The organism is Sphingomonas piscis, from assembly GCF_011300455.1.
Classification (GTDB): Bacteria; Pseudomonadota; Alphaproteobacteria; order Sphingomonadales; family Sphingomonadaceae; genus Sphingomicrobium; species Sphingomicrobium piscis.
In genome coordinates this window covers 243902-260590 of sequence record NZ_CP049869.1, presented here as the reverse complement: position 1 = coordinate 260590, position 16689 = coordinate 243902, and the positions used below count along the sequence as shown (strand labels likewise).

The window sequence follows — 16689 nt, the reverse complement described above, 5'->3', positions numbered from 1 at the left end:
GTAGACTTGGTCGATTGTGCTTGGCCCGGTGTGCGAACTCACCCGAACAACACTGTTACAGAATGGGGGCTGCCATGAAGCAAACCGCACAGATTCTCCTCTTGCTTGCAGTATCGACACCGCTGGCAACGCCGACCTTGGCGCAATCTAAGAACGCCCAGCCAGTCCGCTACGGCACCTGGGGCGTCGACCTGTCCACCCGCGACCTGTCGGTGAAGCCGGGCGACGATTTCGAGCGTTATGCCGCGGGCCGCTGGATCGACAGCAACGAGATCCCGGCCGACCAGGCGCAGACCAGCGTCGGTTACGATCTTTACAACCGCACGCAGGACCGGCTTCGGGAGATCATCACCGGCGCGCCCAAGGACAGCGCACTTGGCGCGTTCTACGCCAGCTACATCGATGAGGCGCGGCTGGAGCAACTCGACGACAAGCCGCTTCGCGCCGACCTCGCGAAGCTCGATGCAGTGTCCACCAAGTCCGCGTTCACCCGTTTCATGGCGGAAACCTTGTCGGACTTCGGCGGCACCGTGTTCGGGGTGGGCATCCTGCCCAACCCGGACGATTCCAGAGTCAACATCCTCTATGTCGAAACGTCCGGGATGGGGCTTCCTGACAAGGATTATTACCTTCTCGACCAGCATAAGCGGCAGCGGGACGCCTATCGTGCTTATGTCGAACGAACTTTGAAGATGACGGGCACGCCCAACCCGGCAGCGACGGCGGATTCGGTGCTGAAGTTCGAAACCGAGATCGCCAAGCTGTCGTGGGACAAGACCGACCTCCGCGACTTCACCAAGCTCAACAACCAGATGTCCCCGGCCGAGCTTGCGCGCTACGCACCGGGAGTCGACTGGGCGAATTACCTCAAGACCGCCAAGGTGGACGGCGTCCCCAAGCTGATGGTGGCGGACAATACAGCGGTGAAGGCACTTGCGGCCTTGTACGACCGAACGCCGCTGTCGGTGCTGAAGAACTGGCAGCGGTTCAAGATCGCCGACCAGGCGTCGCCCTTCCTTTCCAAGCGCTTCGTCGACAGCCGCTTCGAGTTCACCAAGACATTGTCGGGCGTGCAGCAATTGCGGCCGCGCTGGCGCCGCGGAATCGACCAAGTGGACGACCGGCTGGGCGACCTGGTCGGCAAGACCTACGTCGAGCGATATTTCTCGCCTCAGTCGAAGAGCGAGATGGAGCGGCTGGTCGGCAATCTCAAAAAGGCGGCTGCGCAGCGCATCCGGGGCAATGGCTGGATGAGCCAGGCAACCAAGACAGAGGCGCTTGCCAAGCTCGACAATATGCAGGTGATGGTCGGCTACCCCGACAAGTTCCGCGACTATTCGGCGCTGCAGCTGAAGGCGGACGACCTGTACGGCAACGTCAAGCAATCGACCCGGCTCGACTGGGCTTATGCGATGGAGGATCTGGGCAAGCCGGTCGACCGCAAGAAGTGGTCGTTGAGCCCGGCGACCGTTAACGCATACAACAGCTTCCTGCAGAACAAGATCGTGTTCCCGGCGGGGATCCTGCAGGCGCCCTTGTTCGACCTGTCGGCGGATCCTGCGGTGAATTATGGCGCCATCGGGGCGGTGATCGGGCATGAGATCATGCACGGTTTCGACGACAAGGGGGCGAAGTTTGACTCTGCGGGCAAGCTTCGCAACTGGTGGACGGCGGAGGACCTTGCCAAGTTCAAGGCGCTGACCAGCGAGTTGGGGAAGCAATATTCTTCCTACGAAGCGGCGCCGGGAACCTTCATCAACGGCGACTTTACGATGGGCGAAAATATCGGCGACATGTCGGGGCTGGAGGTCGCCTACGAAGCGTACAAAGTGTCGCTGAACGGCAAGGCCGCGCCGGTACTCGACGGTCTGACCGGCGACCAGCGCTTCTTCCTTGCCTTTGCGCAGGCCTGGCGCGGGAAGGCGCGCGAGGATGCGATCAAGACTCAGGTCGCCTCCGACCCGCACAGCCCCGAGCGTTTCCGCATCATCGGGCCGTTGAGGAACCTCGACGCGTGGTACCAGGCGTTCGGGATCGGGCCGGACTCGAAGTTCTACCTGCCGCCGGAGAAAAGGGTGCGGATCTGGTAGCGGGCGACATCTAAGACTGGTCCACGGGGGTAGTGTAGCGGCTACGCCCCCAGGTAGCGCGGAAGAAAGGTGCCATGCTGTGGCATCGCCTGGACCGCCTTGGCGATATTGGACTGCAACGCGCCGAGTGCCCCCTTCAGCTGGTCGTCACTCATGGTGCGCGCGACCTGGTGCCAACATTGCGGTTCGATGCGCTGGCCAAGCAGCACCTGTACCCAGCTGTCGACACGGAACAGGTCGTGGCTGTCCTGATAAGCGTGCGCATGTTCGCGGAAGAGCTCCATCCGCTCTTTCAGCGTGTCGGGCACGTCCATGGTGCGGACGTATCGCCAGAATTCGGAATCGTCCCGCTCCGTCGCGTGGTAATGGAGGATGATGAAGTCGCGGATGCCGATGATCTCGCGGTCCGCCATGTGATTGAAGCGATCGCGGACGTCGGGGGTGACGCCGCCAAACGGAAACATCTGAAGCAGCCGGGTGACGGCAATCATGATGAGGTGGATGCTGGTGGACTCAAGCGGCTCGACGAAGCCGCTCGACAGGCCGAGCGCGATGCAATTTTTGACCCAAGATTTGCGCCGGCGGCCGGCCTTGAACCGGATCAGGCGCGGCTCGAACAGGGGAGTGCCTTCAAGCTCTGTGGCGAAGAGGGCGCGTGCTTCCTCTTCGGACATGTGGGCGCTGGAAAAGACAAGGCCGTTGCCGACGCGGTGCTGTAGCGGGATCTGCCACCGCCAGCCGGCGCGATGCGCGACGGCGCGGGTGTAGGGCCTGGGCGCGCCGACCGATTCCGTCTGAACGGGAAGCGCGCTGTCCGTCGGGAGCCAATGGTCCCAATCCTCGAACCCGGCCTTCAGCGTTTGTTCGATCAGCAGGCCACGAAAGCCGGTGCAGTCGATGAAGAGGTCGCCTTCGATCCGCTCACCGGACTCCAGCTCGAGCGCTTCGATGTCGCCGCTGGCCGCATGCTGCTGGACTGAGCGGATCTTGCCTTCGACGCGCTTGACCCCACGCGCCTCGGCGAGCGTGCGCAAATACTGGCCGTAGGGCGTCGCATCGAGGTGATAGGCATAGTTGACGCTGGCCTGCTCGCCGATCGCGAACTTTTCCGCGGCCGCTGCCTGATGTTCCAGGCAATAGTCGCCGATGTCGGCGGCGAAGCCCTGAGCCCGCGCCTGCAGCCAGAAGTGGTGGAAATCGGCCAGCCAGGTACCACGGCCCAACGTGCCGAACGAGTGGATGTAGCGGTCGCCGTCGTGCGCCCAATTTTCGAAGCTGATGCCAAGCTTGAAGGTGGAATTGGTTGCGGACATGAACGCGCGTTCGTCGATGCCCATATACTTGTGGAAGGTGTGCGCAGTCGGGATGGTGGATTCGCCGACACCGACGGTGCCGATCTCGTCGGACTCGATGAGGGTGATGTCGAGCAAGGGCCCAAGCTGGCGCACCAGACCGAAGGCGGCGACCCAGCCTGCCGTTCCGCCGCCGGCGATGACGACGCGCTTGACCCTTGGCTGATCCACTTTTCCCCCTATCGGTTCAGGCGGTTGAGAATGTCCGCGCGGAGGCGGCGGGAGGTCACTTCGTCCATCGGGCCCAACGGTCCGCGCGCATGGTCGGGAAGGTGCGCGGAAGCCGCTGCGCCATCGCCGAACACGTAATAATCGAACAAGGCGCGCCACGCTGCCTTTTCATGCGCGGGGCGGTCCCGGAGGCTGAGCAAGGCGTGGCGGAGCGTCGTCATCGGACTGTCGATGAAGCGCGGGACGGCGTTCCACCAATAGTTGATCATCACGTTGAACGGCTCCAGCGCCTCGACATTGTGCCACCACATGGCGGGGTAGATGAGGAGATCGCCCGGTTCGAGTTCCGCAACCTCCGCAGCGTCGAGGGCCTGGCGGAAACGGGGGTAGCGGCCGAAGTCGGGTGCCCTCAGGTCGACCATGCTGACCACCTGTCCGCCCGGCGTGGGCTCCAGCGGGCCGGGGTAGAGGTTGGCGATCTGATCCGGCGGGAAGAGGGTGAAGCGGCGCCGACCGACCATGTTGCAGGCGATGTTGTTCGAAAAATCGTAATGGGTGCTCGCAACCGTGCGGTTACCGATCCAGATGCTGGCGATCGGCTGGTGCTCGCCGAACAAGGCGGAGGGCAGGTCGTTCTCCGCACGCAATCCGGGCAGAAAGGCGTCGAGGTCGGTTGAGCCGATGTAGAGCGCAGGCGGCTGATCGTCGCCGAGCGTGGCTGCGATGCGGGCGAGGAAGTCGGTCAGGCCGACCCGACTGCCCTGGAAATTAAGACCGGTGAGGTCGTCGTTGTAGAAGAAGCGGCCTCCGATTTCGGGCTCGCCCGTGTAGCCCACCACCGGCCGTGCGGCGTCGAAGCTGCTCAAATAGTCGATGGCAGCCTTCGCCGACTGCCGCCCCTTGGCAACGAGAGGCCAATCGGCAGCGGCGCCCTTGAGGATCGCCGGTATGCCCGATGCGATCAGCTCGTCGACCGGAATGCGGTCGGGTGCGATCCCCTCGATGACCCTGACCTGCTTCACTGCCGAGCTTATCCCTGTCCGATCCTGCGCTTCTTAATGTCGATGAGGTGGTTCATGTTGGGCAAGGAGGCGCGGATGAAGATCAACGGCGCCAGATAGCCGGCGCGGTGAAGTTCCTCCAACTGGGCGGCGCCGAGCGACTGGAATTGCTGCATGCCGACCGTGAACAGGCCGGTGATGGCGTACGTCTTGCCGTCGCCGACGTCCGCATCCAGTTCCACCGGCTGAAGCAGGCCCATACGTTCAAGCGCCGCGTAGAAGCCCCGGCCTGCGGCGAGGCCTTCGTGAATGAGATGGAGGGCTTGGGTGACATGGTCGAGATAGGGGCTGTCGCCGCCATGTTCCCGGAACAAGGGCTCGCCTTCCGTTTCGCCGATGCGCGGATCGTCGAGGTCGACATGGACGGCCAGCTCTCTCGCCTCGCCATCTCCCCGAATGCCCAGAAAGAAAGGACCGCGGCGATGGACCGCGGGGATGTAGCGGGCCTGCCACCGGTCGCCCTCCAGAAAGAGGTTCTCGCCGCGATCAAGGCCCAGCAGCGCCACCGCGACCCATTGCCCCTCCGCATCCTTGCGGATGAAGATCGGATATTCGCGCTGAACGCTTTCGAATTCGGTGGGGACAACGAGCGTCTGATTGACCGCGTCGCCGAAGTCGGCACCGCGCCGGACGGCCGCGCGAAGGTTCGCATGTGCGACATTGTCGAGGGGAACACGGTTGGCCAACCCGCGAGATCCTTGCAAAAAAGAAGTGGTGCCGCTGCACATCGGCAACGGCACCACTCTTAGCTGACGCCGGCGGGTAAATGCCAGCGCTTCAGGCTGTTAGCCGCGCTCTCCCGAAGGAGCGGCTGCCGGCGGCGGCGGCGGAACCGGGCAGCTTGCCGCTGCGTCGATCACCGAACCGTCCGGGCAGGTCTGCGTCGCCGGAGCCGGCGGTGCCGGCGGAGCAACGTAGGCCGGAGCCGGAGCGACCGTCGGAGCGCCGCCGCCGAAGCGGTAACGGGCACCGAGGTAGTAGCGCGGGTAGTTCTCCTGAGCGAAGAACACCTGACGCTTGCTGCGGCCGTACATGCGGATGTCCTCGCCAAGCACGTTGATGCCTTCGAAGGACAGCGCAAGGCGGTCGGTCACGTCATAGCCCAGCGAGAAGTCGAGCGTTCCGAACGGCTCGAAGTAACGCGGGTTACGGCTTCCGCCCAGGTTGACCTGCGACAGGAACTTGCCGCGCCAGTTGTACGCGACACGCGCCGAGAAGCCGTACTTCTCGAAGATGCCGGTGACGTTGGCGCTGTCGCTGAGGCCGGTAAGCGCAAACACGTTCGTGCCCGGGTTCGAACCGCGGTCGAAGTTCACGTCGCCGAACACCTTCGTCAACGAGGCCGCGAGACCGAAGCCCGAGTTGCCGAAGAAGTGCTGACCCTGAAGCTCGACGCCGTGGATCTTGCCGGTCCGGTTGTTGATCGGACGCGTCACGTTGAAGATGAACAACGGGTCCGCAGCAAAGCCGCCGGCGGCAGCATTGAGCGGGTTGACGTTGTAATCCCTCAACACCTGGTCGACGAAGGTTTGGTTCAACTGCTGACCGCCCGCCGCCAGGTTGGCCTGGATCTGAGCGTTGGTTGCAGCCGTGTTGCCGTTGTTGGCAACGAGCAGCGCCGTGTAGGTGAACAAGGTCACGTCGCTGACCGGAACGCCGAGGCTTCCGAGCTGAGCAACCGCGATGCCCGACCGGGTGCCAGCGGCGCCCGAGCTTTGATCACGCAGCCCGAACAGGTTCTGCTCGAACGTGCCCTGGCCGATGAAGTTCTTCACGTTCTTCGCGAAGAAGCCCGCCGACACATAGCTCGACCGTGCGTAGTAATATTCGAGGCTGATATCGAGGTTGCCCGACACGAGCGGCTTCAGGTTCGGGTTGCCGGTCGTGCCCGTCGCCACGCCACCGAGGTAGGTGGGACGGTTCGGTGCGTTGACCGATTCCGACGCGAACAGGTTGCCGTAGTCCGGACGTGCGAGGGTCTTGCTGACCGACACGCGAGCGACGAGGTTGTCGATCGGTTCGATCCGGAAGTCCACCGACGGCAGGAAGTTGCTGTACTTGCCGGTGCCCGAACGTTCGGCCAGGACGACGTTCGCAAAGTCGATCTGACGGCTGAAGTCGTTATCCGAATCCCACTGAATGCGATCCGGAACCGCGACGACGGCATCCGACTGGACCTTCGTCGTCTCCCAGCGGATACCTGCGTTCACAGCCGCCGGACGACCCGCGAAATCGCCCTTCCAGCCCAGCTGGGCGTAGATGGACGTGACGCGCTCCTTGACCCGGTCGTCGTCGAGACCGGTGATGCCGACCGCGTGCGGCGCCTGGGTACCGGCACGGAGCGGCTCACCGTCCGCTGCGTACAGCGGCGACAAGACACCGTACAGGTCCTCTGCGTTCACCATGAAGGCCGTGTCGGCGTTGGTCGGGTTGTAGTGCTCGAACTGGCAGCCCAGGCAGAACTGGCTGACGATATCGCTTGCGAACGTGTTGATATCGCTGACCTGACCGATGCCCCAGTCGCCAAGCGCCTGCTGCGTCTGAGTCCGGGTGCTCCTCATCTTCGAATTGATGCGGGTTGCACCAACGTCGAAGCGAGCGCCGTCACCGAAGTCCCAACCAAGGTCGGCGCGGAACTGATTGACCCGCTGCGTCTGATAGGACGCGTTCGTGCGGGCGATCTGGGTTCCGAGGTCGCCGATGTCGAGGACGCCGTTGTTGTTGCCGCGGTCGTCCGGCGTGCCACGGATGCCGTCGGTGCCGAGACCGGAGTCGTTCAGCGTCCAGACCTGCTGGGGGATGTCACCCGAATAATCGACCGAGTGGCCGTCAACAACCGGGGCGCCGAAGCCCACCAGCGTGGAGCTGTTGCCGTTCTTCGAGTCCGGACCCGACTTCGACTTGGAGGTGTTGCCATCGAGGTTCAGGGTGAAACCCGGGGCAATTTCCCAGTTCGCGTTCAAGCCATAGCTGTGAAGCTTGTTCTTGGTCTGACGGTGGATGTTCTCGAAGCCGATGTCCTTGGTGCCATACTTCGTACCTTCGTCGAGGTAGATGGCAGTGGCGACGACATCGTCGTCGTCGAAGGTCACGTGGTCGAACGGCCGGTTGAACCAGTTGGTCTGCTCGGCGCGGTCTTCTTTCAGCTTGTTCTGCGCATAAAGGGCGTCGGCAGTCAGCGTCAGCGTCTCGAACGGCTTGAACTGAACCGTGCCGTTGAGGTTGATACGTTCACGCGAGAACTTCGAATAATCGTAGCGGCTGTCGTTCGGAATGGCGACAAGCTGGTTCGGATCCGACGGCGCATTGGTGATGACCGTGTTGCCGGCAGCTTCGTTCGCGGCCGTCGCGGGATCGTCGGCAACGTTCTGGCGACCCGGCATGTTGGCAAAGGTCGTGATGTTCCAGTCGTTGGAGATCGCCGCCGCAGCAGCGCTCTTGCGCTTCTGGTAGGCACCGAACAGGCTGACGCCGAACGTGTCGTTGGGGTCGGACCAGCTGACGACGCCCGAAAGCTCCGGAGTCACGCGGAAGTTGTCGAGGCTGGTGTCGTACAGCGCCTTGGCGCCGACGCTGCCGCGCAGACCGGATTCACGGCCTTCCAGCGGACGCTGGGTGACGACGTTGATCGCAGCACCGATGCCGCCCGACGGAATGTTGGCGCGGCCGGTCTTGTAGACTTCGAGACGCGACACGCCTTCAGACGCCAGGTTCGAGAAGTCGAACGAGCGGCTGGTGGCGCGGCCGAAGTCGCCGCCGTCGGTGCCGACGGTGCCGACGTCCGAGGTTGCGAGCTGACGGCCGTTCACGGTCACCAGGTTGAAGGTCGGACCGAAACCGCGGACGGTGACGAAGTTGCCTTCGCCGGCGCGGCGCTCGATCGAGACGCCCGGAATACGCTGCAGCGATTCCGCGAGGTTCGTGTCCGGGAACTTGCCGATTTCTTCAGCCGAGACCGCGTCGACGACGCCGCTCGACGTACGCTTGATGTCGCGGGCGCGCTGAAGCGAAGCCCGGACGCCGGTGACGACGATTTCATCGCCGGTATCGGACGTCGCTGCCGGGCCGTTCTGGCCGGTGTTGACGGCGGTGCCGCCGCCCGTCTGATCGGCGGTCGAGGTGTTCGCGGCATTGTCTTCCGGAGCGACTTCCGGGCTGGAAGCCTGATCCTGGGCGAACGCCGCAGCCGGCAGGCTGCAAGTTGCAAACACGGACGCGCCGAGCAGCAGCGCTGTCCGAAGAACCCGCGAGGCGGGTTCCGTAGAATTACGTTGAGTCATTTCAGTCTCTCCCCTTCGGCTCATCCCGATGATCAGCCGACGATCGTTTTTCCCGCGGATCAGGCACGTTGCCCGCATGCCCAAACTAAGTTGGGATCCCAAGAATATAGCGGTTAGGATTTCACAGCAATGTTGTTCGCACTTGCGGTAAGATGCTCACAAACAAGGAATTACCTAGTCTAGCCCAACAACAGACTTTGCCTGTGCCTAATCTGCAACTTGTATAGTCAAGGTGTTGAAAGCGATGAAAAAAATATAAACGACTCTCAATGTTAGCGTTAACGAGATTTCCGGTCATCGAACCCTTGATTCGGAGGTGAGACCGACAACTGTTCTGCGGAATCTCCGTGACCAGGCGGCCACGCCTGGAAGGGCGCACGTGTAAGAGCGGATTGCCTTTGCTTGCAGGAGATGAGCCGCACGCTACTATTCACGGGTGTCTTTCGTTGTTCACAGGCCGAACTTTCCGCTGAGCCAGGTGGTTCAGGCCTTCTATGCCCCGTCCGGACGGCTGCCGTACGGAACCGAGCATGTGATGCCCGCCAGCGTGATGGATCTGAAGATTAATTTCGGCGCGCGGGTTCGATCACGGCGTTTGCCCGAGCGCGCATGGGACCAACATTCGCATCGCGGCTGGGTGATGGGAATCTGGAGCAGCTTCCACACCGTTCGCTGGCCCGATGACCTAGATTTCATCGGCGTGACGCTGCGGCCGGGAGCGACCCTCGCCTTGTTCGGGGTCGAGGCGCACGAATTTGCCGATGACGTCGTCGATATCGAGACACTGCTCGGGCCGACCGCAATCGAAATCCGCGATCGTTTGGGTGAGGTAAGCGACCCAAGCTCCCGGTTCTTGCTGCTTGAGCAGCTCCTTACCGCCCAGCTGAACATCAGGTCCGGCGTGGGCCGGATCGCCCCGGCATTGGACCTTTTGAAGCACAGTCACGGCACTGCGACCGTGCGGGACCTGGCAGCAACGGCGGACGTCAGTCACAAGCATCTGATCGATTTGTTTCACCGTTTTGTCGGTGCGCCTCCGAAGACCTTGGCAAGACTATATCGTTTGGAGCACCTCCTCACCGATCTGGAGGGCGACATATCTTCAACGCTGACCTCCAGCGCGATGAGGCTCGACTATTTCGATCAGGCGCACCTGAACAAGGACTTTAAGGACCTCACGGGCCGAACTCCGGGCCAATATGTTCAGCAACGCCAAGTCGCCAAAGCCCGTGATCCTCGCCATGCCGAGCATCGGCGGCTGCTTCCGGGAGGTTAAGAAAGTACAATTCCGCTTGCCTGCAAGATCGTAATGCAACCCACACGGTGACGCTTAGCTGGACGGAGCGGTGCGTCTGATGGCTGCTTGGGGAGAGGGCATGCAAAAGCAACTGAACCTGGATGCGCTTCCTTACGCATGCGGCGCGATCTTGCTTGGCATTGTGACGGTGGCCGTTCAGGACTTCGCGCTGACGTGGCAACCCGTGCCGCCGGGCCTTCCGGCCCGGGCACCGCTGGCTGTTCTGAGCGGGCTGGTTCTGCTTCTTGGCGGCGCAGCGATCTTGTGGCGCGGGGCACGGCGGCTCGAGATCATCCTCCCAACATTCTATGCGCTTTGGGTGGTTGCGCTTCATCTTCCGAACACGGTTGCCAATCCGAGCGTCGCGAGCCTGCTCGGAGTAGCCGAGATCGGGGCCCTCTCAGTGGGCGGGTTTGCGGCCGTGATCGCCGCCAAGGGTTCGCGCTACGCGACAGTTCTTCCGCCCGTGTTCGGCGCCTGTGCAATCATCTTCGGACTTTCGCACTTCGTGTATGCCGACTTTACCGCGTCCATGGTGCCGTCGTGGATTCCCGGTAAGCTTTTCTGCGCCTACTTCACCGGCGCTGCCCACATTGCTGCGGGGATTGCGATGTTGATCGGCAGATTCGCCCGCCTGGCCGCCATGTTGCTTGCCGCGATGTGCGCTTCCTTCGTTATCCTCCTGCACGCTCCCCGCGTAGCGGCGGCGCCGGGAAGCCGCGTCGAGTGGACCATGCTGGCCGCGGCGCTGTCGATCGCAGGAGCAGCATGGCTGCTTCGTTCATGCATTCCAATGTCAACGTCAGAGCATCTCGATCGATGAGCAGGTCCTGTCGGTTACCGATCCTCGCCCCTCTGGCATGTGTGGTGATTTTCAGCGTCGGGGCGCAGAGCGAAGCGACAACGATGGCTGGCGGCAAGGCCAGCACTGCGGCGCCCGGACCGACCGCAATGACACCTCTTCCTCGGGCATATGTCGATGAGACGTTGGCGATCGAGGGAGAAGATATCAAAGCGCGCAAAATCGACACACGGCTAAGCGTCGCCGTGCGCGTCAATGGGTCCGGCCCGTATCAGTTCATCGTCGACAGCGGTGCGGATACGTCGGTTTTGGGCGTCGGCATCGCTCGCAACCTGAACCTCCCTCCTGGCCGGCCGGTCGTCCTGAACGGGATGACGGACCGGGACACCGTCGATCGCGTCAAAGTCGACCGGCTTGCTTTGGGATCCAATACGATGCGCGGCCTGCATCTTCCGGTGCTCAAGGAGGACGATATCGGGGCCCACGGCCTGATCGGCATCGATGCGTTGGTGAACCAACGCCTGATGCTGGATTTCGACCGCCGGCTGGTCAAAGTCGAGAGCGCCGCGAAAGCGCCCAAGCCGCTTCCGGGAGAAATCGTCGTCGTTGCAAAGCGACGCCGCGGGCAATTGATCTTGACGCAGGTGAAAGCGGGCAAGCTGCCGCTCGATGCAGTGATCGACACGGGTGCCGAACTGACGGTGGGGAATATGCTCCTTCGGGAACAGCTCGTCCGGCGCCGCCAGCAATTCGAAAAGGTGACGGCGACGGGGGTGACCGGCAAGTCGGTCGAATTAGATGTCGCCTGGATTCCGGAACTTCAGATCGGAAGGCTTACCATCCGAGATGTGCCGGTTGCCTTTGCCGACCTGCCGCCGTTCGAGGTCTTCAATCTTGCGAACCAACCCGCGATGCTCCTCGGCACGGACATATTGGAACGGTTCAGCCGCGTGTCCCTCGACTTCCGCGCACGCAAGGTTCGTTTTCAACTCCGGCGCTGTCAGCCGAACGCTTTGGCCGTCAGCCTGTCGTTCGGAGCTAAAGAAACGTGCCAGTGACTGACGCACGGGAGGTGCGGCACGGCTTCGAGGGGCGTTGGCTGCCTTAGCCTAACGTATAATCCGCGATCGGCTCGTACAACGCGCCGTGACGGGAAAGACGGCTTTCATAGAGGGTGAAGCTGTTCACCGCGAATGCCGCGGACGCGAGGGCGCGGTTGCGCTCGAGGAAGGCGGTGACCGCCTGCGGAGCGCCACGATTGTAGCCGGCAAGGGTGATATGCGGATGGAAGGCGCGGTGTTCCGGTTCAAGCCCGGTCGCCACGCAAGCGCGATCGACCTTGGCGGCAAGCGCGGCGACCTGCTCCCGCGGCTCGACGGCGGCCCACAACGCGCCACCGTTGCGCCGGGCAAATTGTCCGACGCCTGCAAGGCGAAGTTCGAAATCCGGTAATCGAATGTTCCCGAGAGCGGCGGCAATATCTTCCGCGATAGGGCGCTCGACCTCACCGATGAAACGGAGGGTGAGGTGGAGATTGTCGTCGGGCACCCAGCGCAGTTCGGGAGTGTCGTCCATCGCGTCGATCAGCAGATCGCGGATGTGCTCGGGCGGGCGAATGGCGACAAACAGGCGGTGCATCCACTCAGGATAGCAGCGACTTTCGGGCGCGTGCAGCCTCTTGAAAAGGGGAGATTACTCCCCAATTCCCCGCTGCCGGATGCCATTGCGGGTCCGGTGACGGGGCGATGAGAGCCTTGTGCTGCTCGCTCCGCCAACGTCGCTTCATAGGAGGACTTGGAACATGCGTAGCGCTTTTGATTTCGCGCCTTATCGGCGCTCCACCGTCGGCTTCGACCGGCTGTTCGACTTATTGGAGAACAGCGCGCTTGGGCAGAATGGCGAGAATTATCCGCCGTTCGACCTCATCCGGGCCGGCGACAATGAGTATCGCATCGATCTCGCCGTGGCCGGCTTCAAGCCGGAGGAAATCGACATCACCGCCCATCAGAACGTGCTGATCGTCAGCGGCCGCAAGGCGGACGAGCCGGAAGAGAAGTCCGGCGACTATGTCTACCGCGGCATTGCGACCCGCTCGTTCGAGCGCCGCTTTGCGCTTGCCGACCATGTGCAGGTGCGCGGCGCCGACCTGAAGGACGGCCTGTTGTCGGTTCAGCTGGTACGCGAGATCCCCGAGGCGATGAAGCCGCGGAAGATCAGCATCAACGGCAGCCAAGGCGAGGATCGCCCGGCGATCGGCGGCGACCAGCCCGCATCGCGACAGACGCTGGAGGCCGAGGCCCAGCACGCCTAAGCGAGCGAGGCTAGCTAAACAGGGCTTCGGGGCTGTCGCTCAGGAGCCCTTTTTTTAAGGATCGATCGGGCGGCGCGCGCCCGCCTTGCGCCAGTGTTGCTTGGTCCAGCCGCGGCGGTCCAGCGCGTCCACGATCCTGCCGTACCACTCGGCACGGCGAAGCGCGATCGAGCCGACGGATGTCGGCGACAGGCCTGTCCAGGGAAGAAAGGGCGTGCGGCGGCTGTAGGCCCAGATCTCTACGCGCAAGGTGGGCCGGTCCGAGTCCGCTCGGGCGTGGAAGCCGTAGGTGTCTGCAGCGACCAACGTGTTCGCTGGAACTGCGAACGAGACTGGCGGTGGAAGGTCGAGTTCGGCAAGCTCTTCCGGCGCAATCCGAAGCGAACCCCGCTGCGACAGGCGATCCGCCTTACCAATCGCCGCGCTGCGTCGCTGCTCCCAGTCCGCGCGCTCTCGAGTGAGGAGATGGGAACCGGGAACGTAGGTGAGGGGACGCCCATCCTCCGGTACGTCGGTCAGGAATAGCCATGCCTTCAACGAGGGATGGAAGGTGTCCGAATGAAGGTGAAGCTGCGGGTCGGGCGGGCCGTCCGCGACACCTGCAGCGATGGTTTGGACGTAATAGAGAGGCTCGCCGGACGTACTTGCGACATAGGACAGCAGCCCCTTCCAGCGCGGGTCACGAAGCAAGGCGGCGAGCTCCGGGACGGCGGCAAGCATCTCCGGCCCGATCGCCACCCGACGTGTGATGGTGTCGCCCTGCTGATGTTCCCGGGTCGGCCAGGTGCGTTCCAGCAGCGCATCCCTCAGGCGTTGAAAATCTTGAGGCGGAAGGAAGTTGGGGATGGCGACGAAGCCGTTGCGGTCGAACTGCTCCCGCCAGGAAGGTTCGACAGCGTTCGCGAGCCGGCGGCGGCGCGCCCATGCCAGACGGTGCGCAAGCTCCAAGCGCCTGCGATGCAGCCCGGCCTCGTTCAGCCGTTTCGAGCCCAATAAGGGATTATCGACGAAGCTCTTGGACCCGGTGGCGAGCGCCGCGACCCAGATGGGCGCGCGCCACCACCGAAAGAGCTGTCCCGCCTTCACGGCGACCTTAGCGGATACGCGGCCCACCAAAGGGCAGCGGCGGCGGCGGGCGCCGGTCACGGCGCGGCAGCTGCGCCTGATAGGCGACGCCGCAATGCTGCACGCAGTAGGGGAAGCCGGGGTTCGCGGCCTGGCCGCAGAAATGGAAATCCGGCTCGCCCGGGTGACCCATCGGCCATTTGCAGATGCGGTCGTTGAGGTCGAGCAGGCTGGTCTTGTCCGCAATCTCCGGGCTCGGCTTGGCCGGAACCAGTCGCCGCGGCGGCGCGGGCGGGATCGGCGCCTGCTGTTCGCCCGGGCCCTGACGAATAAAGCCGCCGGGTCCGACGGAGCGATATTGGACGACCGTCTCGGTGGCGGGAGCGGGCGAAGCTGCTGCGGGTGCGGCTGCCGCGGGGGCCGGCTGTGGCCGCTGCGGCGCAGGCTCGGGCTGTGCCTCTACGACCGGTGCCGCAGGTGCGGGCTTGGGTTCGGCCTTGGGAGCGGCAGGTGCTGCGGCGGCTGCGGGCTTCTTCTCTTTTTCCTCACCCGGTTTCACGGGGGAGGGACGCGCGTCGAGGCCGAGGCGGTGCGCCTTGCCGATCACGGCATTACGGCTGACGCCGCCAAGCTCGTCGGCGATCTGGCTTGCGGTTGCGCCATCGGACCACATCTTCTTCAGTCGCTCGATGCGCTCGTCGGTCCAGGACATGAACATTCTTCTCCGTTTTCGGGCCGGCCCAGCACCGCTTGCAGCGGGCGGAGCCAGCCGATAGGCGATTGAGCCGTGAACGACCACCCCAACGATCCGGCCGAAGGTGCAACAGGCGCCTGGGTACAACGCGCACCCGGCGATCCCATTCTCAGCGGCGTCAATTGGGGCGGCCTTAAGACCCTTTATATCAAGGAGGTCCGCCGGTTCTTCAAGGTCCAGACCCAGACGGTATGGGCGCCGGCCATCACGACCCTGCTATACCTTGCGATTTTCACCGTCGCGCTGGGGGATCGGGGCGGCAAGTGATGGGCATCCACTTCGCCGACTTCATTGCGCCAGGCCTGATCGTCATGGCGATGATCCAGAATGCCTTTGCCAATTCCAGCTTTTCGCTGCTGGTCGGCAAGATCCAGGGGACGATCGTCGATTATCTGATGCCGCCGCTGTCGACCGGCGAGTTGATCGCGGGACTGGTGGGGGCTGCAGTCACGCGCGCCTTCCTGGTCGGCTTTGCGGTCTGGTTCGCCATGCTGCTGTGGCCGGGCGTGTCGGTCGCTGTCCACGATCCGCTGCTGGTCTTCTGGTTCGGGTTGATGGGATCGCTGCTGCTGTCCTTCCTCGGCGTTCTGACATCGATCTGGGCGGAGAAGTTCGACCATGCGGCAGCGGTAACCAATTTCGTGGTGACGCCCTTGTCGCTGCTGTCCGGCACCTTCTACTCGGTGGAGCAGCTCGCGCCGACGTTCCGCGCGATCAGCCACGCCAACCCATTCTTCTACGTGATCTCCGGCTTTCGCGCCGGCTTCCTGGGAGTCGCCGACTCGCCGTTGCTGGTGGGCGGATTGGGGCTGCTGGTCCTGAACATCCTGCTTTGCGCGATCTGCTATCGGCTTCTCGCCAGCGGCTGGAAAATCAAGAACTGAATATGTTCAGGGACTTAGCTCGTTTACGAAGTTGAACGTTTCATAACGGGGGCGTTCAGGCCTGTAACAAAGCGCACGGCGTAGAGCTTGTCGCATCAAGTCAGCTCATCAAGGAGAGCCAAGATGCGTAAGTTACTGATCGCCGCCGCCACAGCCGCTTCGGCTCTCGCGGTCGCTGCCCCGGCTTCGGCCCAATATTATCCGCAGCCGCAGCGTGCGCCGTACGGCAACGCTTATGGCTACAACAATTACGGCCAGGTCCGCAGCCTGCAGGCCCGCGTCAACAACCTGCAGCGCCGCATCGATATGATGGATCGCCGCAACGTGCTGAGCAACAAGGAAGCCCGCAAGCTTCGCGACGATGCTCGTGACCTTGAGCGCCGCCTGTGGAACTCGGGTCGCAACGGCATCAACCCGCGCGAATATGCGAATATCGAGCAGCGCATCCAGCGCATCGAATATCGAGTGATGCGTGATGCCAACGACGGACGCGGCGGTTGGGGCGACCAGCGCTACCGCAACGGTTATGTCGACCGCGACCGTGACGGACGGGACGACCGCCGCGAAGACGACCGCGGCCGCTGGCCCGGCTAAGCTCCGGCTTTAGCTCAAGGGAAGGCGC

The 16689-nt window shown here is 63.2% G+C and carries 13 protein-coding genes and 1 pseudogene; 7 read left to right on the top strand and 7 right to left on the bottom strand.

What is annotated here, in order from left to right:
* Positions 1-74 precede the first annotated feature (74 nt).
* Positions 75-2090 carry a M13 family metallopeptidase gene (locus G7077_RS01305; RefSeq protein WP_166410145.1) on the top strand — a complete coding sequence of 672 codons (2016 nt, stop codon included), beginning with the start codon at positions 75-77 and terminating at the stop codon, positions 2088-2090.
* A 41-nt stretch (positions 2091-2131) separates the two neighbouring features.
* Here the strand turns inward: G7077_RS01305 and G7077_RS01300 are convergent, their stop codons facing one another.
* The 4 genes from G7077_RS01300 to G7077_RS01285 all read right to left on the bottom strand — a co-directional run bounded on the left by G7077_RS01300 (position 2132) and on the right by G7077_RS01285 (position 8954).
* The gene (locus G7077_RS01300) at positions 2132-3613 is read right to left on the bottom strand and encodes a tryptophan halogenase family protein (RefSeq protein WP_166410144.1); all 1482 of its coding nucleotides are present in this window, start codon (positions 3611-3613) and stop codon (positions 2132-2134) included.
* Positions 3614-3621: 8 nt separating this feature from the next.
* Positions 3622-4635: a cupin-like domain-containing protein gene (locus G7077_RS01295; protein WP_246167271.1), complete on the bottom strand. Its 1014-nt coding sequence runs from the start codon at positions 4633-4635 to the stop codon at positions 3622-3624.
* Positions 4636-4643: 8 nt separating this feature from the next.
* Positions 4644-5360, bottom strand: a complete 717-nt coding sequence (locus G7077_RS01290) for a SapC family protein (RefSeq protein WP_166410143.1) — start codon at positions 5358-5360, stop codon at positions 4644-4646.
* 99 nt (positions 5361-5459) lie between these two features.
* Positions 5460-8954, bottom strand: a complete 3495-nt coding sequence (locus tag G7077_RS01285) for a TonB-dependent receptor (RefSeq protein WP_206367660.1) — start codon at positions 8952-8954, stop codon at positions 5460-5462.
* A 478-nt stretch (positions 8955-9432) separates the two neighbouring features.
* Here G7077_RS01285 and G7077_RS01280 point away from each other — a divergent pair, with 478 nt between their 5' ends.
* From G7077_RS01280 to G7077_RS01270, 3 genes are all read left to right on the top strand, one after another.
* Positions 9433-10230 carry an AraC family transcriptional regulator gene (locus G7077_RS01280; protein ID WP_166410142.1) on the top strand — a complete coding sequence of 266 codons (798 nt, stop codon included), beginning with the start codon at positions 9433-9435 and terminating at the stop codon, positions 10228-10230.
* A gap of 100 nt (positions 10231-10330) precedes the next feature.
* Positions 10331-11074: a DoxX family membrane protein gene (locus G7077_RS01275; RefSeq protein WP_166410141.1), complete on the top strand. Its 744-nt coding sequence runs from the start codon at positions 10331-10333 to the stop codon at positions 11072-11074.
* Positions 11020-12111, top strand: a complete 1092-nt coding sequence (locus G7077_RS01270) for an aspartyl protease family protein (RefSeq protein WP_166410140.1) — start codon at positions 11020-11022, stop codon at positions 12109-12111. The genes G7077_RS01275 and G7077_RS01270 overlap by 55 nt, the downstream gene beginning before the upstream one ends.
* Positions 12112-12157: 46 nt before the next feature.
* Here G7077_RS01270 and thpR read toward each other — a convergent pair whose 3' ends face one another.
* Complete coding sequence (gene thpR / locus G7077_RS01265) at positions 12158-12691, bottom strand: RNA 2',3'-cyclic phosphodiesterase (RefSeq protein WP_166410139.1); 534 nt, start codon at positions 12689-12691, stop codon at positions 12158-12160.
* A gap of 163 nt (positions 12692-12854) precedes the next feature.
* Here thpR and G7077_RS01260 point away from each other — a divergent pair, with 163 nt between their 5' ends.
* Complete coding sequence (locus G7077_RS01260; RefSeq protein WP_166410138.1) at positions 12855-13364, top strand: Hsp20 family protein; 510 nt, start codon at positions 12855-12857, stop codon at positions 13362-13364.
* Between the two features lie 54 nt (positions 13365-13418).
* Here the strand turns inward: G7077_RS01260 and G7077_RS01255 are convergent, their stop codons facing one another.
* Positions 13419-14510: a phytanoyl-CoA dioxygenase family protein gene (locus G7077_RS01255; protein ID WP_246167269.1), complete on the bottom strand. Its 1092-nt coding sequence runs from the start codon at positions 14508-14510 to the stop codon at positions 13419-13421.
* Positions 14458-15141 carry a GcrA family cell cycle regulator gene (locus G7077_RS01250; RefSeq protein WP_166410137.1) on the bottom strand — a complete coding sequence of 228 codons (684 nt, stop codon included), beginning with the start codon at positions 15139-15141 and terminating at the stop codon, positions 14458-14460. The genes G7077_RS01255 and G7077_RS01250 overlap by 53 nt, the downstream gene beginning before the upstream one ends.
* 75 nt (positions 15142-15216) lie before the next feature.
* On the opposite strand from G7077_RS01250, the pseudogene G7077_RS01245 reads away from it, so the two are divergent.
* Both G7077_RS01245 and G7077_RS01240 read left to right on the top strand, forming a co-directional pair.
* Positions 15217-16067 (top strand): annotated as a pseudogene (locus tag G7077_RS01245) (ABC transporter permease).
* A 123-nt stretch (positions 16068-16190) separates the two neighbouring features.
* Entirely contained in the window at positions 16191-16661 is a 471-nt protein-coding gene (locus tag G7077_RS01240; RefSeq protein ID WP_166410136.1) for a hypothetical protein, read from the top strand.
* The last annotated feature ends 28 nt before the right edge of the window (positions 16662-16689 follow it).